The 23,697-nt window shown below is 67.8% G+C and carries 16 protein-coding genes; 4 read left to right on the forward strand and 12 right to left on the reverse strand.

Annotation, left to right across the window (positions count from 1 at the left end):
- Positions 1-13: 13 nt before the first annotated feature.
- From TV39_RS05885 to nirB, 4 genes are all read right to left on the reverse strand, one after another.
- Positions 14-2,785: a GMC oxidoreductase gene (locus TV39_RS05885; protein ID WP_043479577.1), complete on the reverse strand. Its 2,772-nt coding sequence runs from the start codon at positions 2,783-2,785 to the stop codon at positions 14-16.
- A 166-nt stretch (positions 2,786-2,951) separates the two neighbouring features.
- On the reverse strand, positions 2,952-4,106 hold the full coding sequence (locus tag TV39_RS05890; RefSeq protein ID WP_043479655.1) for a uroporphyrinogen-III synthase: 1,155 nt from the start codon (positions 4,104-4,106) through the stop codon (positions 2,952-2,954).
- A gap of 19 nt (positions 4,107-4,125) precedes the next feature.
- The gene (gene cobA, locus TV39_RS05895) at positions 4,126-5,160 is read right to left on the reverse strand and encodes a uroporphyrinogen-III C-methyltransferase (protein ID WP_043479579.1); all 1,035 of its coding nucleotides are present in this window, start codon (positions 5,158-5,160) and stop codon (positions 4,126-4,128) included.
- A gap of 2 nt (positions 5,161-5,162) precedes the next feature.
- Positions 5,163-7,802, reverse strand: a complete 2,640-nt coding sequence (nirB, locus tag TV39_RS05900) for a nitrite reductase large subunit NirB (protein WP_043479582.1) — start codon at positions 7,800-7,802, stop codon at positions 5,163-5,165.
- A 283-nt stretch (positions 7,803-8,085) separates the two neighbouring features.
- Here nirB and nirD point away from each other — a divergent pair, with 283 nt between their 5' ends.
- Positions 8,086-8,451, forward strand: a complete 366-nt coding sequence (gene nirD / locus TV39_RS05905; protein WP_043479585.1) for a nitrite reductase small subunit NirD — start codon at positions 8,086-8,088, stop codon at positions 8,449-8,451.
- Here the strand turns inward: nirD and TV39_RS05910 are convergent, their stop codons facing one another.
- On the reverse strand, positions 8,452-10,194 hold the full coding sequence (locus TV39_RS05910) for a phospho-sugar mutase (protein WP_043479587.1): 1,743 nt from the start codon (positions 10,192-10,194) through the stop codon (positions 8,452-8,454).
- Positions 10,195-10,290: 96 nt separating this feature from the next.
- On the opposite strand from TV39_RS05910, the gene TV39_RS05915 reads away from it, so the two are divergent.
- Positions 10,291-10,776: an RrF2 family transcriptional regulator gene (locus TV39_RS05915; protein ID WP_043479590.1), complete on the forward strand. Its 486-nt coding sequence runs from the start codon at positions 10,291-10,293 to the stop codon at positions 10,774-10,776.
- 45 nt (positions 10,777-10,821) lie between these two features.
- Here the strand turns inward: TV39_RS05915 and TV39_RS05920 are convergent, their stop codons facing one another.
- The gene (locus tag TV39_RS05920; RefSeq protein ID WP_043479592.1) at positions 10,822-11,640 is read right to left on the reverse strand and encodes a purine-nucleoside phosphorylase; all 819 of its coding nucleotides are present in this window, start codon (positions 11,638-11,640) and stop codon (positions 10,822-10,824) included.
- A 95-nt stretch (positions 11,641-11,735) separates the two neighbouring features.
- On the opposite strand from TV39_RS05920, the gene TV39_RS05925 reads away from it, so the two are divergent.
- Positions 11,736-13,151 (forward strand): NAD(P)H-quinone dehydrogenase, encoded by a 1,416-nt coding sequence (locus TV39_RS05925; RefSeq protein WP_043479595.1) that lies wholly within the window; start codon positions 11,736-11,738, stop codon positions 13,149-13,151.
- 2 nt (positions 13,152-13,153) lie between these two features.
- Here TV39_RS05925 and TV39_RS05930 read toward each other — a convergent pair whose 3' ends face one another.
- The 4 genes from TV39_RS05930 to TV39_RS05945 all read right to left on the reverse strand — a co-directional run bounded on the left by TV39_RS05930 (position 13,154) and on the right by TV39_RS05945 (position 19,148).
- The gene (locus tag TV39_RS05930; protein WP_043479597.1) at positions 13,154-13,795 is read right to left on the reverse strand and encodes a hypothetical protein; all 642 of its coding nucleotides are present in this window, start codon (positions 13,793-13,795) and stop codon (positions 13,154-13,156) included.
- Between the two features lie 139 nt (positions 13,796-13,934).
- Positions 13,935-15,536 carry an FAD-dependent oxidoreductase gene (locus TV39_RS05935; protein WP_043479600.1) on the reverse strand — a complete coding sequence of 534 codons (1,602 nt, stop codon included), beginning with the start codon at positions 15,534-15,536 and terminating at the stop codon, positions 13,935-13,937.
- On the reverse strand, positions 15,533-17,734 hold the full coding sequence (locus TV39_RS05940) for a molybdopterin oxidoreductase family protein (protein WP_043479603.1): 2,202 nt from the start codon (positions 17,732-17,734) through the stop codon (positions 15,533-15,535). The genes TV39_RS05935 and TV39_RS05940 overlap by 4 nt, the downstream gene beginning before the upstream one ends.
- A gap of 1 nt (position 17,735) precedes the next feature.
- Positions 17,736-19,148: an MFS transporter gene (locus TV39_RS05945; protein ID WP_043479605.1), complete on the reverse strand. Its 1,413-nt coding sequence runs from the start codon at positions 19,146-19,148 to the stop codon at positions 17,736-17,738.
- A gap of 271 nt (positions 19,149-19,419) precedes the next feature.
- Here TV39_RS05945 and TV39_RS05950 point away from each other — a divergent pair, with 271 nt between their 5' ends.
- Positions 19,420-20,832 carry an MFS transporter gene (locus TV39_RS05950; protein ID WP_043479607.1) on the forward strand — a complete coding sequence of 471 codons (1,413 nt, stop codon included), beginning with the start codon at positions 19,420-19,422 and terminating at the stop codon, positions 20,830-20,832.
- A 71-nt stretch (positions 20,833-20,903) separates the two neighbouring features.
- On the opposite strand, the gene TV39_RS05955 is transcribed toward TV39_RS05950, so the two are convergent.
- Both TV39_RS05955 and TV39_RS05960 read right to left on the reverse strand, forming a co-directional pair.
- Complete coding sequence (locus tag TV39_RS05955; protein ID WP_043479610.1) at positions 20,904-21,635, reverse strand: glutamine amidotransferase; 732 nt, start codon at positions 21,633-21,635, stop codon at positions 20,904-20,906.
- A 96-nt stretch (positions 21,636-21,731) separates the two neighbouring features.
- On the reverse strand, positions 21,732-23,582 hold the full coding sequence (locus TV39_RS05960; protein ID WP_442853487.1) for an acetyl/propionyl/methylcrotonyl-CoA carboxylase subunit alpha: 1,851 nt from the start codon (positions 23,580-23,582) through the stop codon (positions 21,732-21,734).
- Positions 23,583-23,697 lie beyond the last annotated feature (115 nt).

Here is a 23,697-nt window from a genome sequence, read left to right on the forward strand (position 1 = left end):
GCCCGGTCGCCCCTCATCGCCTGCCGGCGGACTGGCCGTACTCTTCGCGGTCGGCCCGCTGGACCCGGGCGCCGCCCCCGGACCGGCCGTGCAGCCGGCGGCCGTATACCTGCCAGAGCTCACCCAGGAAGACCTTGCCGAAGGCCGCCAGGGCGCCCGCAGGGTTCGGGCCCACCGCGCGGACCGTGGTCAGTTGCCGGGCGAAGTCCCACGGCCGGATGTACAGAATCCCCGCGCCCGCTACCGCTTCTGCCCCCGCCGCCGCTGCAGGGTCGGCGTTCTTGTCCATATAAGGCGGGCCAGGGGGCGCGTCAGACCCTGTATCCGGACGGGAACTCTCCGGGGGCGGAATGTGCCCGCGCAGGACCGTGACATACAGTGTGGTGGTGTCAGCCCAGACGTCCAGGCCCGGGTCGTTGCGGACGTCCTTGTGGCCCACGAACGTCAGCGGCGTGCCGCCGGGATCCCGCAGCCAGAGACGGTAGAGCATCTTGCGTCCGGCAGGTTCAGGACCGTCCTTGACGAAGAGGTTGAACCAGCCCCGTTCCACCGGCAGGCGGCCGCCGAACTGGTCCGCCAGGACGTAACCGTCCGCGCTCGCCGGATGGAGCGGGTCCCGCACGAACTCCTCAATGTCCAAGGCGGTGATGGTGAGCTCGAACATCATCCGCCGGCCGCGGTCACGGCCCAGGCTGCGTCCCGCCTCGGGGTCCGCCACGCCGGCGCTGAACCACCCGTGCATCTGTTCGGTGAAGCTGACGGAGGTGGGCCCGGTTTCGGCCAGTTCGGCGTCCTCCTCGATCTCAGCCTCCTGCAGCGCCTCGCTTCCGGGGGTTCCAAAGGCAGCCGGTGATCCGAGGTCGCGCAACCCCCGCGACCGGCCGGCGGTCCGCGGGACGAACGTGCTTTCTTGGGCCGGGGCCTTGGCGCCTTTGGTGGCGTCCGGCACCAGGGCGCGAAGCGGCCCCGGCCGGTGGCCGGGAATCCCGCCGTCGGGCATCCCGCCGTCGACGCTGCCGCCGTCGAAAGTCACGGCGTCGGTAGTGCCGGACGGGGAGCCGGCGGTGTCCAGGCCGCCGCGCTGCCTTTGCGCGTCAGGTCCGGTCAGGATCCGGTGGCAGGCCCGTTCGGCAAAGGCGGCAATGGTCAGGGCCGGGTTGGCTCCCACCGGCCCGGGCATCACGGCGCCGTCCACCACATGCAGCCCCGGGTAGCCGAAGACTTCACCGTAGGAATCGCACACGCCTTCGCTGCTGTTCCGTCCCGCCGGGGCGCCGCCCAGCGGATGCACGGTGATGACCCGCTTGCTCCACCACAGCGGATTCTGTTTGAAGCTCCCGCCCAGTTCCCTGGCGATCGCGTGCATGGTGGCCTGCATCCGGCCGAAGTACGTGGCCGAAGTGGCCAGGGTCCAGTTGATGGCCAGCCGGCCGCCCTGGAGGGTCATCATGCCGTCCGGTATGTCCCGCCCCATGCCGAGCAGGGGAACGGAGGACGCGGACAGGCGGCCGTCCCCGAGTGCGGCGGCAAGGTCGGCGGAGATGTTGGAACGCTGGGCCTGGAAGAGCCGGTCCTTGAGGAGCTGCACCATCACTTTGCCGGCGCGTTTGGCCACCTGGCGGAACTGTCCGGTCTCAAGGAGCCAGTTCATGAACGCGGGGTAGCCGGCGTCTTCGATGTAGTAGCCGCGCCCGTCTCCGCCGTCGGTGGAGTCGGGCGTGCGGATGGCCGTGGTGATCACCGGCCCGATGCTGCCCGAGAGCGTCCGCGTGGCCCCGTCGGCGTCCTTGGCGTCCAGGACGAACCCCAGCAGGTCACCGTTCCCGCTGAACCGGGTGCCCAGTGCAGGGCTGAGCGCCGGCAGGGAGGCGCGGTTGCGCAGCAGCAGGAACGTGGTGCCGAACGTGCCGGCGGCGAGGATGAGCCGGCGGCAGTGGATCACCTGTTCGCGCAGGAGTCCGGGCGCGGCGTCGGCGGGATTATGGACGACGTAGCGGACCTCGTAGCCGCCCGCCGGAAGGGGCCGGATGCCGCGGACGTCGTGGTAGGTCCGGATATCCGCGCCGGCAGCCTTGGCCGCGGAAAGGTAGTTGTGGTCCAGGGTGTTCTTGGCGCCGGCGTTGCAGCCGATGTCGCATTCGCCTGAGAGCGTGCAGGTAGTGCGGAACGCGTCGTCGCCATGGACGCTGCCATAGGGCGCGGGCGGCAGCACCCGGTTCCGGGCAGGGGCGGCGTCAGGGGAGGTGGCAAAAGTGACGGCGATGGGCGGCCGCGTGATGCTGAGGCCGAGTGTCCTCGCGGCGGTTTCCATGGCCAGGGTCTTGGGGGTGTCCTGGTAGGGATAGGGCACGGGACGGAGCATGGCTTCGGCTGCGTCGTAAAAGGGCTCGAGATCCTGCCTGCTGAACGGCCAGCTTTCGTAGCCCCCGCCGGGAACGGGAGATTCCTGGACGAACCAGTTCCGGTCCTTGCGCAGCAGCACGTTCGCGTAAATGAGGGAACCGCCGCCCAGTCCGCTGGAGACGATTCCTTCCAGGCCGCGGAACGTCCAGGCGTCAAAAAGGCCATAGAGGCCTTTGTCCGGGTCCCAGAAATTCCGGCCCATCTCGGACGGCGTCCTGGCGAAGCTTCCCGGCGGGTAGGCCCTGCCCCGTTCCATCAGGACCACGGACTGGCCGCCGGCCGCCAAGCGGTAGGACGCTACCGATCCGCCGAAGCCGGAGCCCACCACCACGGCGTCCACCGACTCCGCGGGATCATCGTCGCCTTGCACCACCGGTTCCACGCAATTCCCCTTGGAAGAGCTGTCTCGCCGAACGTCCCGGCAGCCACGCACCTGGGCGGTGCGGGGGCGGCCAACGGGCGGTCAGACGCAAACCATAGCGACATGTTCCCACTGCGGCCCGGGTCTGTCCACGGACTGCGCGGCGTCCGGCGCCGGCGGGGACCAGCTAGACCCGGATCCGGTATCCGCGCTTGACCACGGTTTCCACCATGCGGCCGTCGGGCAGCGAGGAGCGCAGCCGGCTGACGGTCATGTCCAGCGCATGCACGGAGCCGCGCAGTTCGAGCAGGTCGGAGAGCGATTCCCGGGACAGGACGGCGCCTTCGGCACCCAGCAGGGCCCGGAGCAGCAGGAGTGGTGCCGGTGCCATTTCCACCGGTTCCCCGTCGATCCGGAGTGACCGTCCGCGGAGCTCCACGTTGCCGGACCGGGTGTCCAGGCGGCGCACGTGGTTCAGCGCAAGATGTTCGCAGACCAGGCGGATCAGGGCGCCCATCCGGAAGCGTTCCGGGATGAGCGGTGACAGCCCGGCGTCGATCAGCGGCTGTGCCGTGATGGGACCGACGACGGCGGTGGTGACGGTGGTCTTCAGGGCATCGACGAGCTGCTTGTAGAGGCCCATCTCATGGGCGGTGCTCCACATGGCGTCGACGGCGGGCGCGCTGGTGAACGTCAGGACGTCCAGGTTGCCGCTGCAGGCGGCTTCGATCAGCCGCGGCAGCTTGTCCTCGCCGTCGGGCTTGACCCAGCGGTAGGGGGTCACGGTCAGGACAGTGGCGCCGGACATCTTGAGTCGCTCCAGCTGGCGGACATCCGTGTAGCCGTGCAGCTGCACGGCCACGGTCTTGCCGCGGACGCCTTCCTTCAACAGCATGTCCACCAGGGTTGCCGTGGTTTCGTCGCTGCTGATTCCGACGTCGGCGAGTCCGGCGGCGCGGACTGCGCCGCGTGCCTTGGGACCGCGGACAAACATGCGGCAGGCCGCGAGGGTTTCCAGCAGTTCGTCGCCGATGCCGGACGCGTCAGCCGCCTCGCACCAGCGGCGCATGCCGTAGGCAGTGGTGGCGATGCAGAGGTCGGGCCTGGCGGCAATGATGGCCTTGGTGTCCTCGATGAGCCGCATGTCCTCCTGCACCGGTGCGATCTTGAGCGCGGGCGCGTGCAGCACCTCCGCTCCGCGCCGCTCCAGTGCTTCGATCAGGTCCTGGGAACGCCGGTGCGACGTCACGCCGATTCGGAACCCCTCAAGGGGCGAATCGGGGGCGTCGGCAGCGGGGGAGTCCTGCGGGCCGGAGGTGGAAGCGGGGGCAATAGAGTTCATGGCGCTCATGGTTTTTCTTTCACGATTCCATCAGTGACGCTGCGAGGCGGTCGAGGTCTGCCGCCGCCTCGGCGTGCCCGCGGTTGGCTTCAGCCACCCGCACCACCTCGCCGATGACCAGCACTGCCGGGTTGGTGCAGTCGGCGGCCGCGGTGACAATCGTACCCAGCTGGGCGATGGTGGTGCGCTGGCCGGGCCGGTAGCCGCGTTCGACGACGGCCATCGGCATGTCGGCCGGCATGCCCGCCCGGCGCAGGCCGGCGGCCAGCTGGTGGAGCGTTCCGATGCCCATGAGGACCACGATCGTCCCGCCCAGCCCGGCGAGGTGGGTGAGCTCCTTCTCGGTCAGCGGGGCGTGACCGGACACCACAGTGAACATGTGGCTGACTTCGCGGTGGGTCACCGGGATCCCGGCCGCGGCAGGGACGGAGATGGCGCTGGTGACGCCGGAAACGACCTTGACCGGCACCCCGGCGGCCACGCAGGCGGCAACTTCCTCGCCGCCGCGGCCGAACACATAGGGGTCCCCGCCCTTGAGGCGGACCACGTTGTTCCCGGCCAGGGCGCTCTGCACCATGAGCTTCTCGATGTCGCCCTGGCTGACCTTGTGATGGCCTGGCTGCTTGCCCACATCCACCAGCTCGGCAGAGGTCAGGGACGGCAGCTCCTGGTAGGGGGCCAGCCGGTCGTAGAACACGACGTCGGCATCGCGCAGCGCCTTGACAGCCGCTACGGTCAGCAGCTCGCCGACGCCGGGGCCTCCGCCCACTAGGGTTACGTGGCCCACCGCTCCGGCCGCCGGTTCCAGTGCCACGGGGATGCCGGTCTGGCGGCACCGCTCCAGCAGCGCGTCCCAGCCGGGCTGGCCGTCGTCGACGGCGGCCACGAGGAACGGGCGCTCGGGCAGTGGTCCGTCATGACTGGCTCCGTGGGGAGTGCTGAGGCGGGAGACGACGGCGCCGGCGGCCTGGTAGCGGCGGACCGCCTGCCGTGCGGCGTGGTCCGAACCGGTGACCAGGACTTCGCGGCCGGTGAGATCAATGCTGAGCTGCATGCCTATACCTCGTTCTTGTCGAGTTCCGGGGTGGAGGGACGCATCGGGATGGTGGCCCCTATCAGGACCTTGCCTTTTTCCTCAGCGGTGGCCGGGCGCATCTGGCCTCGCTCGTCGGAGACGAACGTGATGGAGTCGTCCTTCTGGTCCGGCGCGTTGACGAAGGAACGGAACCGGCGCAGGCGCTCGGGATCCTTCAGGGTGTCGGCCCATTCGTCGACGTAGGTGTCAACGTGCTTGGCCATGGCCGCTTCGAGTTCCTCGGCGATGCCCAGGGTGTCCTTGACCACCACATCCTCGACGTGCTTGATTCCGCCGTCGAGCTCTTCCTGCCAGCGCGCGGTGCGCTGCAGGCGGTCGGCGGTGCGGATGTAGTACATGAAGTACCGGTCGATGTACTTGATGAGGGTCTCGTCGTCGAGGTCCTTGGCCAGCAGCTGGGCGTGTGCCGGGGTGGCACCGCCGTTGCCGCCGACGTAGAGGTTCCAGCCGTCAGCCGTGGCGATTACCCCGACGTCCTTGCCGCGGGCCTCGGCGCATTCCCGGGCGCAGCCGGAGACGCCCATCTTGAGCTTGTGCGGGCTGCGGAGGCCGCGGTAGCGGAGCTCGAGCTGGATGGCCATGGCCACCGAGTCCTGCACGCCGAAGCGGCACCAGGTGGAACCGACGCAGGACTTCACCGTGCGCAGGCTCTTGCCGTAGGCCTGGCCGGATTCGAAGCCGGCGTCCACCAGTTCCTTCCAGATCTCCGGCAGCTGTTCCAGCCGCGCACCGAACATGTCGATGCGCTGGCCGCCGGTGATCTTGGTGTACAGGTTGTACTTCTCTGCCACGGCTGCGATGACGCCAAGCTTCTTCGGGGTGATCTCACCCCCGGCGATGCGGGGGACCACCGAGTAGGTGCCGTCCTTCTGCATGTTGGCCAGGGCGCGGTCGTTGGTGTCCTGCAGCGTGCCGCGGCCGGCGTCGAGGACGTAGGCGCTGTTCTGGCTGGCCAGGATGTTGGCGATGGTCGGCTTGCAGATGTCGCAGCCCGCGCCGGTGCCGTACTTGGCCATGACCTCCTCGAAGGAAGTCATTTCCAGGACCCGGATGGTTTCGAACAGTTCCTGGCGGGAGAGCTCGATGTGCTCGCACAGGGCCTTGGAGACCTCGACGCCGGACTTGGTCAGTTCGGTTTCGAGCAGCTTCTTGAGCATCGGCACGCAGGAACCGCAGCTGGTTCCGGCGCGGGTGCAGCCCTTCAGTTCGCCGAGTTCCTGGACAGGAGCGTTGCCGTCGCAGGCGCCGCAGCCGTTGACGGTGTCGCGGATGGTTCCTGCCGACACGTTGTTGCAGGAACACAGAATGGCGTCGTCCGGCAGCTCGGTCTCCGGAGCGTCCCCGCCGCCGGCAGCGGTGAGGTAGGCGCCGGGCTCGGCGGCGAGCTCGCGGCCCAGCATCGGGCGCAGGCTCGTGTACGGGGTGGCGTCGCCCACGAAGATGCCGCCCAGGAGGGTCTTGGCATCATCGGTGGTGACGATCTTCTGGTAGACGCCGCGGGCGGGGTCCGCGTAGACGATCTCCAGTGAGTGTTCGGTGCGGGCAAAGGCATCGCCGAAGCTGGCAACGTCAACACCTGAGAGCTTGAGCTTGGTGGCGGTGTCGAATCCCGGGAAGGTGGCTTCGCCGCCGTGCAGGCGGTCGGCCACGATTTCAGCCATGGTGTTGGCCGGGGCCACGAGGCCCAGGCACATGCCGCCGAAGTTCGCCACCTCGCCGATCGCCCAGATGCCGGGGATCTGGGTTTCGCAGCCGTCAGTGATCACGACGCCGCCGCGCGGACCGAGGTCGAACAGCTGTTCCTCGCCTTCGGCGGCGCGGAAGAGTTCGTCGCGCGGTTTCACGCCGATGGCAACAATCACGAGGTCGGCCGGGATGATGCGGCCGTCTGCCATCAGGACGCCGGTGACCTGGCCGTCTTCGGAGAGCACCTCGGAGGGGAACACCCCGCCGTGGACGGTGAAGCCCTTGGCTTCGATCAGGCGGCCGAGCGCCTGGCCGGCGCCTTCGTCGAGCTGGGTGTTCATGAGCCAGGGGGCGCCGTTGATCACTACGGGAGTCGCGCCGAGCTGTTCGGTGCCTGCGGCTGATTCGAGGCCCAGGAGCCCGCCGCCGATGGTGACGGCAGTGATCTTGCGGCCGAGCTTTTCGGTGAGTTCTGCGATCGCCTTATTGATGGCCCACACGTCTTCGAGGGTGCGGTAGACGTGCACGTGCTCGGCGCCGGGAATCGGCAGGCGGGCGGCGTCTGAACCGGTGGCCACCACGAGTTCGTCGAATTCATAGGTGTTGCCAGCTGCCGTCTCCACGGACTTGGCAGCGTGGTTGATCCTGATGACCCGTTCGCCGGTCTTCAGGGCCAGGGCGTCGTGGTCCCACATGGCGGCGCTGCCAAGGGTGAGGTCCGCGTCGCTGTCCGTCAACGCCTTGCTGAGGGCAACCCGGTCGTAGGGGAGGTGTGCTTCCTCGGTGAGCACAGTTACATGCCAGCCTTCAAGGCCACGGGCATGCATTGCGTCCGCAAAGCGGTGGGCCGCGGGGCCGCCGCCGGCGACCACGATGCGGCGTGGTGTCTGGGTGCTTGAAGTCTGTCCGGTCACTGTGGGCCTTTCGCATGGGCCGCAGACGGTGCTCTGCAGCTTGTCGTTCCAGACTAGGCAGGCGCAGTTTCGCTTCAGTTTCCCTTATGTTTCGTGAACTTAACTTCTGCATCACGAACGGATTTCCGGACAGGTGAGTTGCCTTTTACGTGCCGGACACATTGACTGCACGCCGCCGAAACACCGCAACCCTAGCTTGGAGATGTGGCCGCGTCGGCGGCCCGGGCCCGGTAGCCGTATCAATAGCGCACCGGGCCGCAGGCTATGCGAGAGGGGCCGGAAAATGACCGCAATACTTGAACTAGAAGACCAGAGCACCGGATTTGCCACGGGCTGGAACCGCGTCTGCGCCGTGGAGGAACTGGAGCTGGCCTGGGGTGAGGCTGCACTGATCGCCGGCCGCCAGGTGGCATTGTTCCGCATCGCGCCCGCCGAAGTTTTCGCCGTGGCCCAGGAAGATCCCGCCACGGGAGCCCACGTGATGGCCCGCGGGATCGTTGGCTCACGCGGAACGCGCCAGACCATTGCGTCCCCCTTGCACAAAGAGGTTTACGACCTGGAAACCGGTGAGTGCTTTGGCACCGCCGAACTCCGCCTGCCGACGTTCCGCACCCGTGTGGTGGACGGCTACGTCGAAGTTGAGCTCTAGTTAGAGCCCCAGGGCCTCCCGCACATCCACCAGGACGCCGTCGAGCGCTGCCCGTGCCGCCTGCCGTGCCTCGGGCAGTTCGGCCGCTGAGCCCACGCTCCGGATGACCTCGAGGTAGCACTTGAGCTTCGGTTCCGTGCCGCTGGGACGGATGATCACCCGGCTGAGGTCCTTCGTCAGGTAGAGCAGGCCGTCCGTCGGGGGCAAGGCGTCGCTGCCTTCGGCCAGGTCCTTGAACGTTTCGACGGCGGACCCGCCGAAGGATTCCGGCGGGTCCGCCCGGAGCCTGTTCATCATGGCGTCCAGCAGGCCCAGGTCCGCCACCCGGATGCTGAGCTGGTCGCTGGCGTGCAGGCCGTGCACCAGGTACAGCTCGTCGAGGGTATCGAAAATGCTCTTGCCGTCGGCCTTGGCCGCGGCCGCTAGTTCCGCGATGAGCACGGCAGCGGAAATCCCGTCCTTGTCCCGGACCAGGTCCGGGGCCACGCAGTACCCCAGCGCTTCCTCGTAGCCGTAGAGCAGGCCCGGAACGCGGGAAATCCACTTGAACCCGGTCAGGGTTTCCTCATGGGCGTATCCGGCCGTAGCGGCGATCCGTGACAGCAGGCGCGAGGACACGATCGAATTCGCGAAGACCCCGTTGGCCGGGCTTGCGCCGCCGGCAGCGAGCCGGGCCACAATGTGCGCCCCCAGCAATGCGCCCACTTCGTCGCCGCGCAGCATGCGCCAGGCACCTGTGTCCGGATCCTTGGCGGCAACGGCGGCACGGTCGGCGTCGGGGTCGTTGGCCAGCACAATGTCGGCGTCCACCCGGGCCGCCGTTTCCAGCGCAAGATCCAGGGCGCCGGGTTCCTCCGGATTGGGGAAGTTGACCGTGGGAAAATCCGGGTCCGGCCGTGCCTGTTCGCTCACCAGGGTGACGTCGTCGAACCCCGCCGCCCCCAGTACCGCAACGGCCGTGTCGCCGCCCACGCCGTGCATGGGGGTCAGGACGATCTTCAGGTCCCGGGCCGGGAACTGCCCGGGACGCGCCAGGGCAGCAACGGCTGCCTGGTAGTCGGCAGCGATGGAAGGGTCCAGGACAGTCCAGCCCGCAGTGGCGAGGGTGACGGAGTCCAGCGTGCCCACACGGTCGATTTCCGCGGCGATCAGCGCGTCGTAGGGGGCCACGATCTGCGCCCCGCGTCCGCTTTCGTCCACCGCGTGCCTGCCGAGGTACACCTTGTAGCCGTTGTCCTGCGGAGGGTTGTGGCTGGCGGTCACCATCACGCCGCCGTCGCAATCCAGGGCCCGGACGGCGTAGGCGAGCAGCGGCGTGGGGAGCGCCTGCGGCATCAGGAAGGTTTCGATTCCCGCGGCTGTGAAGACCGCGGCGGTCTCTTCCGCGAAAATGTCGGAGTTGTAGCGGGCATCATAGCCGACGACGGCGCGGGGCCGGGTGCCAGGCGAGGCATCCGCGACGGCGGTGGCCAGGAAGGAGGCGAACCCTGCAGCCGCGCGCCGGACAACCACGCGGTTCATCCGGTTGGGCCCCGGCCCAAGCGCGGCACGGAGGCCTGCGGTGCCGAACTGCAGCGTTCCGCTGAAGCTGTCCTCGAGTTCCTGCCGGGCAGAGGGAACCCCGTCCCCGGAGCGCTGGATGAGTTCTGTCAAAGCGGCGGCAGTGGCGGGATCCGGGTCCTGGGCGGCCCAGTCCCGGGCATCGCTCAGCAGCTGCGGAAGTTCGGCATCGGAAGACGTCATAGGAACAAAGCTATCGCCTAACGTCCGGGATTGGCTGTCCGACAAGCGCGGCGGCGCCCTTGACAGTAAATTTTCCGGACACGTAATGTCTGAAAAATGAAGATGGGGCAGGGGGTTGAGTGGGCGCTGCACTGCTGCGTGAACATGTCCTGGGCGCCCGCGGGCGAGGCCGTGAACAGCGCCAGGCTGGCTGAGCTGTATCAGTTGCCCGCCGCCTACCTGAACAAGCAACTGCAGGCGTTGGTCCGCGCGGGCATCCTGTACTCCGTTTCGGGACCCCGTGGCGGCTTCCAGCTGGCGCGCTCCGCGGAAAAGATCACCGTACTGGATGTTGTCCTGGCTATTGAGGGTCCGGAACCCGCTTTTCGTTGCGAATCCATTCTCGCGAACGTGCCCGGCGCGGACCCCGCCGAAGACTATCTCCGCAGTTGCCTGGTGTCCCAGACCATGCGGCAGGCCGAGCTGGCGTGGCGGCAGACGCTGTCCCGGCAGACCATCGCCGGCATTGCAGCCTCAGTTGAGCGGAAGTTTCCCGGCTCCCGGAAGGACACACTCCGCCGCCTGATGCCCGCCAGGAACTAGAGGTTGGGGGACTAGTTCCCGGCGGGCACCGCACGAAGTAGGTGCTCAGAGCTTGGCGATGATTTCCGCGAGCAGCTTGGAGATGCGGGGGGCGGCGGCCTGTCCGGCTTCCAGAACTTCCTCATGGCTCAACGGCACCGGGCTGATGCCGGCGGCGAGGTTGGTCACCAGCGAGATGCCGAAAACCTCCATGCCGGCATGCCGGGCGGCAATGGCTTCGAGCGCCGTGGACATGCCCACCAGATCGGCGCCGATCCGCTTTGCGTACTGGACTTCGGCGGGGGTCTCGTAGTGCGGGCCGGTGAACTGCGCGTACACGCCTTCGTCGAGGGACGGGTCAACTTGGCGGGCCAGTCCGCGGATCCGTGACGAGTACAGATCTGTCAGGTCAACGAAGGTTGCGCCTTCCAGCGGGGACGTGGCGGTGAGGTTTATGTGATCTTTGATGAGCACAGGGGTGCCGGGAGCCCAGTCTTCGTTGAGGCCGCCGCAGCCGTTGGTCACCACCAGAACCTTGCAGCCGGCCGCAGCGGCCGTCCGGACCCCGTGCACTACTGCGCGGACGCCCTTGCCTTCGTAATAGTGCGTCCGGGCGCCGAGGACCAGGGCCCGCTTGCCTTCCCGGGTCAGCACGGAGCGGATGGTGCCGACGTGGCCCTCAACTGCCGGTGCCGAGAAGCCGGGAACCTCGTCCGCGGATAGCGTGGCCGTGGTTTCGCCGATCAGGTCCGCGGCGTCGCCCCAGCCTGAGCCGAGCACGAGCGCGACGTCGTGGCTGTCCACGCCCGTCTCCTCGGCGATATAGTCGGCGGCCGCGCGCGCGGCGTCAAAAGGGTCCGTGTTCAGGAATTCTGTATTACTCACTGGTACAAGCTATCGTGCCCGCCGTGCCGTGCCCAGCAGTGGCGCAGGTCCCTTTTATTGGTGTGCGGCGGCGGTTGGGTAGAGAATGGATCTTTGTGACTACGCATCCGGATTTCAGCTCACCTCGCATCGCAATACTCGGCGGAGGGCCCGGCGGCTACGAAGCCGCCATGGTGGCCGCCTCGCTGGGGGCGCAAGTCACCATCATTGAGCGGGCGGGCCTGGGCGGCTCAGCGGTGCTGACCGACGTCGTACCTTCCAAAACCCTGATCGCGACGGCGGACCTGATGACCCGCGTCGGCGAGGCGGGGGAGCTGGGAGTGAAGTTCGACGTCGACGGCGGCGATTTTGCCCCCGTGATGCGCGCGGACCTGAAGCACATCAACGACCGGCTGCTCGGCCTGGCGCGGAAGCAGTCCGAGGACATCCGTACCGGCCTGGAACACCAGGGCGTGCGCATCCTGATCGGCTCCGGCAAGCTGCTGGACAACCACACCATCGAGGTCCTCACCGTCGACGGCACCGAGACGGTGGAAGCTGACACCATCCTGCTCGCGGTGGGCGCCCACCCGCGTGAACTTCCCACCGCGCGGCCCGACGGCGACCGGATCCTGAACTGGGCGCAGATCTACAACATGGACGAGCTCCCCGAAGAACTCATCGTGGTGGGTTCCGGTGTGACCGGCGCGGAATTCGCCTCCGCCTACAACGGCCTGGGCTCCAAGGTCACCCTGATTTCCAGCCGCGACCGCGTGCTGCCGGGCTCCGACACTGACGCCGCCGAGGTCCTGGAGGGCGTCTTTGAACGCCGCGGCGTGAAGGTGCTCTCCCGCTCGCGCGCTGAAACGGTGGAGCGGACGGACGACGGCGTGGTGGTCACCCTGGGTGACGGCTCCCAGGTCACCGGCAGCCACTGCCTGGTCTGCGTGGGCTCCATTCCCAACACGGCAGGCATTGGGCTTGAGGAAGCCGGCGTGGCCCTCAGCGAGAGCGGCCACATCAAGGTGGACGGCGTCTCCCGTACCACCGCTCCGAACATTTACGCCGCCGGTGACTGCACCGGTGTCCTTGCGCTCGCCTCCGTCGCGGCCATGCAGGGCCGCATTGCCGTGGCCCACTTCATGGGCGACAGCGTCACCCCGCTGAAGCTGCACCAGGTGGCCTCGAATATCTTCACCTCGCCCGAGATCGCCAACGTCGGCGTGTCCGAGGCCGAGATCGACTCCGGAAAGTACCAGGGCGACGTGGTGAAGCTGTCGCTGCGCAGCAACGCCCGGGCCAAGATGCGCAACCACCGCGACGGCTTCGTCAAGATCTTCGCCCGCAAGGGCTCCGGCACAGTGATCGGAGGTGTGGTGGTGGGGCCGAACGCGTCCGAACTGATCTTCGCGATCTCCATCGCGGTCACGCAGAAACTGCACGTCGACGACGTCGCCAGCACCTTCACGGTGTACCCGTCACTCAGCGGTTCCATCTCGGAAGCGGCACGGCGCCTGCACGTTCATATGTAACGTCAGGCGGGCAAGGCGCCCATGTGCTCAGTGGACACGGAGGCGCGGGTCATCCGGGCCGCCAGCAGGAACAGCAGCCCGGTGATCAGCGGGATCACGCTGACGGCGGAGAGGGACACCACTCCGGCGAGGTTCCCCAGGGCTGAGAAGGCTATCGGGCCCAGGCCGAGGGCCAGGAGCAGCCAGCCCGCAGTGGCCGTTCGTTTCAGGCCCAGGACGGCTGCCGGGAACGCGAGGACCAGCACGGCCACGGCGCGGACCGGGCCGTTTGCGTTCTCGAATTCTCGCCACGACGCGGAATCCAGGGCGAACCATATTCCTGCCATGACCACCAACGCGGTCAGCAGTGCCAGCACCGGTGCAGCCCATGAGGGACGAAGCCAAGCAAGGACGGCGAGCACGGCCAGGGGAACGGCCCACCACAAAACCAGCATGATTCCCTCGGTGCCGCCGGGGTCGGCCAGGGCGTAGCCGCTGATGAACAGGCCGGCGAGGACCGTGAATACTGTCATGATGGCGGCTGCCGTCCACACCAGTGCACGGGCACGGACGCTACGGTCCGGCCGCCGCATGGACACGATCCCCATGACGGCGGCAACAACGATGAGCGCGGCCGCGGCCAGGAAGATCGTGACGCTGAACATGGCAACCCCTCGGATCCACGGACTCTAGCTTCCATGACACCCCGGGGGCACGGGCGGGGCAAGGGGCATAAGTCCCTTGGACGGGTCAGCGGCGAAGCCAGGCTTCCCGGCGCACCGGGCGAGCCGCCATCACCTCACGTCAGGCGGCTGCTGCCGCCTGGAAGTATTTTTCGATGATGTCCTTGATGTCGGAGTGGCAGCCGCCGCAGCCGGTGCCGGCGCGGGTGGCGCCGGAAACCTCGGCCACGGTGGAGCAGCCGTCAACGACGGCGTCCTGGATCTTGGTTCCGCTGACCCCGGCGCACCGGCAGACGGTGCGCGCGGGGTCGCTGTTGCCCGGGGCTGCCAGCTGGTCCGGTCCGTCGAGGCGGAGCAGGAGCGACCTGTCGGCCGGGAGCTCGTCGCCCCGCTCGAACAGGGACACCAGCTCCGCGGCGGTGCGGGGCATGCCCACGGCCACGAGGCCCTCCAGGACGCCGCCGCGCGTGGTCATCTTGACGTAGCGGCCGTGTTCCGGGTCCGCCCACTGCGCGATCTGCAGGCGCGGGCGGCCGTTCACGGCACCGGCCGTCAGGATCTCGTCGTCCCACGGCTCGGCTGCGTTGTCGCCGGCCACGGCCATGTTCAGGCCCCGGGCCTTGAGGACGATGACCCCCGGCTTTTCCATCGGCAGCTCAGGCAGGGAGTCCGCCAGGTCGGCCGCGGCGGCTTCGCCGGATCCCTCCCCGGATGCCGCCGCGGATCCTTCGGCGAGGAGCGTCAGGTATTCGGCGAGCCACTCGGCCTGGCGCCAGCCCGGGCCCACCAGGCCGGAGGGGCCGCCCGCGGTGCGGCACTCGCTGCAGGACGGATCCGGGCAGCGGACTTCTGCGCAGTCGCCGATTGCGAAAATGTGGGCCTCGTGGTGTGCCCGCAGCTTGTGGTCCACCAGGATGCCCGTTGCCGTGGACAGCCCGCAGCCTTCGGCCAGTTCCACGCGCGGCCGGACGCCGCAGGAGAGCACCAGCAGGTCGCCGTCGATCGCTGAACCGTCATCCAGCAGCAATGCGGAGAAGCCGCCGTCGGGAGCGTTGTGCTCCAGCCCGGTGGAGCGCGCGTTGCCGGCCATCCGGACTCCGCAGTTCCGCAGGCTGGCGGCGAGCACCGCGCCGCCGCCGCGGTCGATGTTCCGGCCCAGCGGGTGGGCGCCGTTGTGGACCACGGTCACCGTGGCGCCTTCTTCGGCGGCGGCCAGGGCAGTCTCGAGTCCCAGGACGCCGCCGCCGAGCACTACCACGCGCTTGCCGCCGGAAACAGCCTGGCGAAGCACCTCGGCGTCGCGCAGGTCGCGCAGCGCTGTCACGCCGGCAGGCAGCACGGGGTGGGCCGGGTCCGGGTTGAGGCCGGTCAGGTTGGGGATGACCGGGCGCGACCCGGTGGCGAACACCAGCCGGTCGTAGTGCGGCGTGGTGCCATCGGTGAGGATCACCTGCTGGCGTGCGCGGTCCACCCGGCGGACGCGCACGCCGAGCCGGACGTCCACGCCGTCGGCGATCAGCGCGGCGGCGTCAGAGAGCGCCAGCGCCGCCGCAGTGGTGCGTCCGACGCCGAGGTCGGCCACCAGTACGCGGTTGTACGCTGCGTCCGCCTCCTCGCCGATCACCGTCAGGCGGGCGAGCCCGCTGCGGACGGCGGGCAGCAGCTCATCGATCAGCCGTGCGGCAACCGGACCAAAGCCAACAATTACGATCTGCTCACTCATGAGGCCTCCGTTGTCTGAAGAACGCTGTGCTGGAGTCGGTTGGCGGCGGCCCGGACCCACACTGTATTGAATTTGAACTCGGGCATCCCGGAGATGGGATCGGTGGAAGCTTCCGTCAGGCGGTTGGCGCTCTCGAGCTCCGGGAAGTGGAACGGCAGGAAGACCGTCTCGGGCCGGATGGCGGTGCTGAGTTCCGCCCGGCAGAGCACCTCGCCGCGTTCGTTGGCCACGGACACGAACGCGCCGTCGGTGATGCCCAGGGACGCGGCGGCAGCGGGGTGGATCTGCAGCTTTGCCTCAGGCTGGGATTCCAGCAGCTCGGACACGCGGCGGGTCTGCGATCCGGACTGGTAGTGCTCCAGCAGGCGGCCGGTGATGAGTGTCATGGTTTTGGCGCCCGGGGCTGTGTTGTCCCGTGCGGGGTTTGCTGCCGGAGCACGACGGCGGCGGGGCGCCACCGGTGTCATGACCGCCTTGCCGTCGGCGTGGGCAAAACCGTCCAGGAACAGCCGCGGCGTGCCAGTGCTTCCGGCGGGGTAGGGCCAGTAGGCGGCCTCGCCGCGGTCCAGCATGGCGTAGTCGATACCCGAGTAGTCGGCGAGCCCGCCGGCAGAGGCGAGGCGCAGTTCCTCGAACACCGTCTCGGGATCCTCGCTGTAGGTGGACGGGGCATCGAGCGCCTCGGCGAGCCGTGCCATGATCCAGAGTTCGCTGCGCGCTCCGGCCGGCGGCTGCAGGGCGCGGCGGCGGCGCAGGACACGCCCTTCAAGGTTGGTCAGCGTACCTTCCTCCTCGGCCCACTGAAGGACCGGCAGGATGAGGTCGGCTTCGGCGGCCGTTTCGGAGACGAAGAAATCGCAGACCACCAGGAAGTCCAGGCTGCGGAGGCCCTCGATGACTGCGTTGGCGTCGGGGGAGGCCACCGCAATGTTGGAGGCGTGCACGAAGAGGCAGCGGACGCCGTCGGGCTGTCCGAGGGATTTCAGCAGTTGGACGGCGGGGAGGCCGGGGCCGGGAATCAGCGATTCCGGGACGCCCCACACCTTGGCAACGTGGGCGCGGGCGGCTGGATCGGTGATCTTCCGGTAGCCGGGGAGCTGATCGGCCTTCTGGCCATGCTCGCGGCCGCCCTGGCCGTTGCCCTGGCCGGTGAGGGTGCCATAGCCGCTGCGGGCTGAACCCGGCAGGCCGAGCAGCAGGCTCAGGTTGATGGCGGCGGTGGCGGTGTCCGTTCCGTCCACGTGCTGTTCCACGCCTCGGCCCGTCAGGATGTAGCTTCCGCCCTTGGTGGCCCCGTGGGCAAGCCGGCGGGCAGTCTCCCGGATCAGGTCCGCGGGCACGCCGGTCAGGGACTGAACCCGTTCGGGCCAGAAGGCGTTGACGCTGCGGACCACGGCTTCGAAGCCGCTGGTGCGCGCCTGGATGAATTCGGAGTCCGCCAGGCCTTCGTGGATCACCACGTGCGAGAGGCCCAGGAGGAGGGCGAGGTCGGTGCCCGGCAGGGGCTGCAGGTGCAGGCCGCCGCCGTCGGAGGTGAACGCAGCCGTGGCGGAGCGGCGGGGGTCCACCACGATGAGCCCGCCGGCGTCGCGCACTCCCTGCAGGTGCTGTACGAAGGGCGGCATGGTCTCGGCCACGTTGGAGCCGAGCATCAGGATGGTGCTGGCGCCGTCGAGGTCCTCGAGCGGGAACGGGAGTCCGCGGTCCACCCCGAAGGCCCTCATGCCGGCGGCGGCTGCGGAGGACATGCAGAACCGGCCGTTGTAGTCGATCCGGGACGTGCCAAGGGCCAGGCGGGCGAACTTGCCCAGCATGTAGGCCTTTTCGTTGGTCAGGCCGCCGCCGCCGAAAACGCCGACGGCGTCCGCGCCGTAGCGGGAGCGGGTGTCCTTCACGGCGGCGGTGATGAGCTTCAGGGCATCATCCCAGCTCACCGGGCGGTGGACGCCGTCGGAGCCCTTCAGCATGGGCTCAGTGACGCGTCCGGGGTGGCTCAGCAGGGACGCGGACGTCCAGCCCTTGCGGCAGAGGCCGCCGCGGTTGGTGGGGAAGTCGCGTCCGGATACCTCCAGGACGGGTGCAGCCGGCACGGGGTCTGACCCCGGCTGGACAGCCGGGGTCAGAGCCGCTGGAGACTTCAGCGTCATGGCGCACTGCAGGGCGCAGTAAGGGCAGTGCGTGTCGGCGCTTGTGGCCATGTTAGACGTGTCCCATCGCATTTCGGTTGGCGTTGCGGATGTAGCAGGCCCAGCAGACCACCAGCATCAGGACGTATGCCCCGACGAAGCCGTAGAAGGCGGGGGTGTACGAGCCGCTGGCCTGGTTGGAGGCGTTCAGCACCTGGGGGATAACGAACCCGCCGTAGGCGCCGATTGCCGAGATCAGGCCGAGGGCGGAGGAGGCCAGGCGCTGGGTGGCCACTGTGCTGGCGCCGTTTCGGGCCGCCCGGCTGTTGGTGGCGAAGATGATGGGGATCATCCGGTAGGTGGCGCCGTTTCCGAAGCCGCTGGCGGTGAAGAGCATCAGGAAGAGGACCAGGAACAGCCAGAAGTTCTTGAGCGGCAGGGTCCAGATCATGGTGAGCGTGATGACCGCCATCGAGGCGAAGGCGGCAACGGTCATGCGGGCGCCGCCCATCCGGTCCGCCATCCGTCCGCCGTACGGGCGGGCCAGCGAGCCGACCAGCGGGCCGAGGAACGCGAGGGACAGTGCAACCGTGCCCACTCCGATGGAGGAGAACGCGGGGAAGTAGTCCTTGATGAGCTTCGGGAAAACACCGGCGAAGCCGATGAATGAACCGAAGGTGCCGATGTACAGCAGCGCCATGATCCACAGGTGCGGTTCCTTCAGCGCAGCCACGGATCCGGCCACGTCACCCTTGGCACTGGTGAGGTTGTCCATGTACTTCCAGGCGCCGAACGCGGCGAGCAGGATCAGCGGGACCCACATCAGGCCGGCGACGGGCAGGTTGACCGTGCCGGCGGCCAGGAGCGTGATGGCAATCGGGACGGCGAGCTGTGCGACGGCGGCACCGAGGTTTCCGCCGGCGGCGTTCAGGCCCAGTGCCCAGCCCTTTTCGCGGGCAGGGTAGAAGAACGTGATGTTGGCCATGGAGCTCGCGAAGTTTCCGCCGCCGAAACCGGCAAGGGCAGCAACGAGGAGCATGACGCCGAACGGTGTCTCCGGGTTGGAGACACACAGTGCCAAGCCAGTGGAGGGGATGAGGAGAAGCAGCGCGGAGACGATGGTCCAGTTGCGGCCGCCGAACCTGGGGACCATGAACGTGTAGGGGATGCGCAGGGTGGCACCCACCAGGCTGGGCATGGAGATCAGCCAGAAGATTTCGGAAGTGGAGAAGGTGAAGCCTGCTGCCGGGAGCTGGACCACCACGATGGACCAGAGCTGCCAGACGACAAAGCCGAGGAATTCGGCGAAGATGGACCAGTTCAGGTTCCGACGTGCGATGGAACGGCCGTGGGACTCCCACTGCTCCTTGTTCTCGGCATCCCAGTTGGCGATCCAGCGGCCGGGGCGGACTTCAAGGGCGGGGGCGTCAGCGGTGCGGGTAGTGCCGGGCCGTGCGCCGGCCTCTGCCGTGCGATCAACAGTCACGGTGTACCTCCTTTGGGGGGTTTTGTTGTTCTTCAAAGGTAGGGATGGCGCGTTTCGTGAACCGTCGCCGTTTGTTAACGTGCTGTGAAGTTTGCCTATCGGCGCATTCGGGGCGGCGTGAGGCGCCGTCAGGTGAGACAAATCAAAAAGTCCGCATAATGGACTCTTTGTCCAGTCGCTGGACGCCGGGAACTATTATTGAGAGATACGTATCCCTTAGCCGGGCAGTCTTTTGGGGCACCCGCCCGGTTTCTCACGAAAGCGTTACTACATGTCATCCACTGCCACCTCACCGCAGCCGGGGTCAGCCAAGCAGGTTAACTCGCGCGGGCGCGTGATCGTCGCCAGCCTCATCGGCACTACCGTTGAGTTCTACGACTTCTACGTCTACGCCACCGCCGCTGTGCTCGTCTTCCCCAAGCTGTTCTTCCCGGGACAGAGCGAGACCACCCAGCTGCTGAGCTCCTTCGCCGTGTTCGGTGTCGCGTTCATCGCCCGGCCGCTCGGTTCCGTGGTCTTCGGCCACTTCGGGGACAAGTTCGGCCGCAAGGGCACCCTGGTGGCTTCGCTGCTGACCATGGGTATCGCAACATTCCTGATCGGCTGCCTTCCCACGGCGCTGGTTCCGGGCTGGGGCTTCTGGGCGCCGGCCCTCCTGGTGGTCATGCGCTTCGCCCAGGGCCTGGCCCTCGGCGGGGAGTGGAGCGGCGCAGCCCTCCTGGCCACCGAGAACGCCCCCGCCAACAAGCGGGCCATCTACGGCACGTTCCCGCAGCTGGGTGCGCCCATCGGCTTCATCATTGCCAACGTGATCTTCCTCGTGGCCAGCTACCAGCTGTCCCCGCAGGCGTTTGAAGCCTGGGGCTGGCGCGTTCCGTTCCTGCTCAGCGCCGTCATGGTGATCATCGGGCTCTACGTCCGCCTCAAGCTGATTGAAACGCCGGCCTTCACCAAGGTCCTGGAATCCAACGAAGTGGCCAAGCTTCCGATCGGCCGCGTCTTCAAGACCAGCTGGCGCCCGCTCATCCTGGGCACGTTCATCATGCTGGCCACGTACGTGCTGTTCTACCTGATGACCACGTTCACCCTGACCTACGGCACCCGCGCGTCCAGCCTGGACGCCGCCAGGGCCGCCGCCGAGAAGGCCGGAAAGCCGATGACCGAAGCGGCAGCCGCCGCGTTTGTCCCGGGTCTGGGCTACACCCGTAACGACTTTCTGTGGATGCTGATCGCCGGCGTCGTGTTCTTTGGCATCTTCACCCTGGTCTCCGGCCCGCTGGCTGAAAAGTATGGCCGCCGCAAGATGCTCATCGCCGTGACCGCCGGAATCTTCGTCTTCGGCCTGCTGTTCGTCCCGCTGTTCAGCGGCGGCTTCGTGGGCACCATGGCCCTGCTGATCCTCGGCTTCACCCTGATGGGCTTGACCTTCGGACCCATGGGTGCGCTGCTGCCGGAACTGTTCCCCACCAACGTCCGCTACACGGGGTCCGCCGTGAGCTACAACGTCTCCAGCATCCTGGGTGCGGCCGTGGCGCCCTTCATCGCGGTGTGGCTCTGGGAAATGGCAAAGGGCAGCCCCGTGCTGGTGGGCGTGTACCTCAGCGTCATGGCGGTGCTGACGCTTGTGGCACTCTTCCTGAGCAAGGAAACGCGGGACCTGGACTACGAGAACAACGTAGCCTGACCCGATCAGCAGTCACGGGAAATGCCCGGCACCCCTTCGCGGGGGTGCCGGGCATTTGTCATTTCCCGCTGCTACCTCGCATAGCGCTCCACGAAGTTTCGGAGGATCTTCATCGGTTCCGCCGCAGTGAACTGCCGGGCGCTTTCCATCAGCAGCTCCGCCGACTCCGGCGGGAAGTAGCCGGCATGGCGGTAGATGTCGATCCTGGTGACCAGCCCGTCGGCATCGAGCTCCGGGTGGAACTGGGTGGCGTACAGGTTGGCCTTGATCCGGAACATGTGCACCGGGCAGGCCGCGGAACTGGCCAGGAGCACCGCGTGGGAGGGAAGGACGCTGACGGCTTCCTTGTGGCCGGTGAAGGCCGTGAAGCTTTCCGGCAGGCCGCGAAGGAGGGGATCCTGCAGGGCCTCCGCAGTGAGCTTGATGGTGGTGCCGCCCAGTCCCTCGCCGTAGGTCCGGTCAATGACAGCGCCCTGGTGGAGGCCCAGCGTGCCCACCCCGTAGCAGGCGCCGAGGAACGGGAAATCCGCCGGCACAATGCGGTCCAGCAGCAGGCGCAGCTCATGCTCTACCCGGTGCTGGGCCGCGCTCTTGTGGTCCGCCGGGTCGCTGGATGTGAAGGGGCTGCCGCCCACGATCACCCCGGAGTAGTCGGACAGGTCCAGCTCAGGCATGGGTCCGGCTTCCATCCGGATGCGCCTCAGCTGCGCCGGCTCGAGTCCGCCATAGCGCAGGTAGGCTTCGTATTCCTCTTCGGCGGCCCTGTCCTCGGCACGCGATGCAAGAAGTAGAAATGGCTTCACACGCTAAGTGTGCATGGAGCCGCCCCCGGGCGCCATGGGCGCGCCGGGGGCGGCGTTAATGCTGTGCGGGCCCGCTGCGAAGGAGCCTGCGCGTGGTCAGTCCTCGATCGTGGCGATCACGGCGCCGGCGGAAACCGTCTCACCCGCGATGGCGGCCAGGCCGGTAATGGTGCCGGCGCGGTGCGCAGTGAGCGGCTGTTCCATCTTCATCGCTTCGAGTACGACGACGAGGTCACCTTCGGCAACAACGTCGCCCTCCACAACAGCCACCTTCACGATGGTTCCCTGCATGGGGGAGGTCAGGGCGTTGCCGCCCGCAGCGGCAGCCGGTCCGCCGGAGCGGGACCGCTTCTTGGCCTTGGCCGGCTTGGCGGCGCCGCCGCCCGCGCTGAACGAGCCGAGCGACGCCGGCAGCACCACCTCAAGGCGCTTGCCGCCCACCTCGACCACAACGCGCTGGCGATCGCCGGCGTCGGACGCTTCACCTTCGACGGAGTTCGTCCACGCCGGGATGTCGTTGACGAACGCCGTCTCGATCCAGCGGGTGTGGACCTTGAACGGTCCTTCTGCCGGGGCGAAGTCGGGGTTGGTGACCACGGCCAGGTCGAAGGGAATGACGGTGGGGATGCCCTCGACCACCATCTCCTCCAGGGCGCGGCGGGAGCGCTGCAGTGCCTGCTCGCGGGTGGCGCCGGTGACGATCAGCTTGGACAGCATCGAATCGAAGTTGCCGCTGATGACGTCACCCTGCTCCACGCCGGAGTCGATCCTGATGCCGGGGCCGGTGGGGTTCTTCAGGGTGGTGATGGTGCCCGGGGCGGGCATGAAGTTGCGGCCGGGGTCTTCGCCGGTAATGCGGAATTCTATGGAGTGGCCGCGCACTTCGGGGTCGCCGTACCCCAGCTTTTCGCCGCGGGCCAGCCGGAACTGTTCGCGGACAAGGTCGATTCCGGTGACTTCCTCGGAGACGCAGTGCTCCACCTGGAGGCGGGTATTGACCTCCAGGAAGGAGATGGTCCCGTCCTGGCCCACCAGGAATTCGCACGTTCCGGCACCGAGGTAGCCGGCCTCCTTGAGGATGGCTTTGGAAGACTCGTAAAGGCGGCGGTTCTGCTCTTCGGTCAGGAAGGGGGCGGGCGCCTCTTCCACAAGCTTCTGGTTGCGCCGCTGCAGGGAGCAGTCGCGGGTGGAGACCACCACCACGTTGCCGTACGCGTCAGCCAGGCATTGGGTTTCGACGTGCCGGGGAGCGTCCAGGAAGCGTTCGATGAAGCATTCGCCCCGGCCAAACGCGGCAACGGCCTCGCGGACCGCGGACTCGAAGAGTTCCGGGATTTCCTCGCGCGTGCGGGCCACCTTGATGCCGCGGCCGCCGCCGCCGAAGGCCGCCTTGATGGCCACGGGCAGCCCAAACTTGTCGACGAATTCGAGGATCTCTTCCGCGGATTCAACGGGGTCCGCCGTGCCGGGGACCTGCGGTGCGCCCACCTTTTCAGCAATGTGCCGGGCCTGGACTTTGTCGCCGAGGGCGGAGATTGCCTCCGGGGAGGGCCCGATCCAGGTGATCCCTGCACCGATGACCATGGCCGCGAACTGTGCGTTTTCGGCCAGGAAGCCGTAGCCCGGGTGGATGGCGTCGGCGCCGGACTGGTGGGCCACTTCGATGAGCTTTTCCATCACCAGGTAGGACTCAGCGGCAGTGTTGCCGCCCAGTGCGTAGGCCTCGTCCGCCAAGCGGACGTGCAGGGCGTCGCGGTCCGGGTCGGCGTAGACGGCCACCGAGGCGATGCCTTCGTCGCGCGCGGCGCGGATGATGCGCACGGCGATCTCGCCGCGGTTGGCGATGAGGACTTTGCTCAGCCGCTTGGAGCTCGTCAGGGCGGCACCTGCGTGGCTGGGGGCGGTGGACTGCTCTGGACTTGCGGACTGCTCCGAATTTGCTGACAAGGCGTCTCCTTCTTTCCTTCAGGGAGCCTAGCGCGATTTTGAGGGTTCCGCCGATATTACTTGCGGATTCCGCGTGTAAAGCTCCGAAGCTTTGTAGGGAAGCTACAAAGACTTG

This window comes from Arthrobacter sp. SPG23, assembly GCF_000876655.1.
GTDB lineage: Bacteria > Actinomycetota > Actinomycetes > Actinomycetales > Micrococcaceae > Arthrobacter.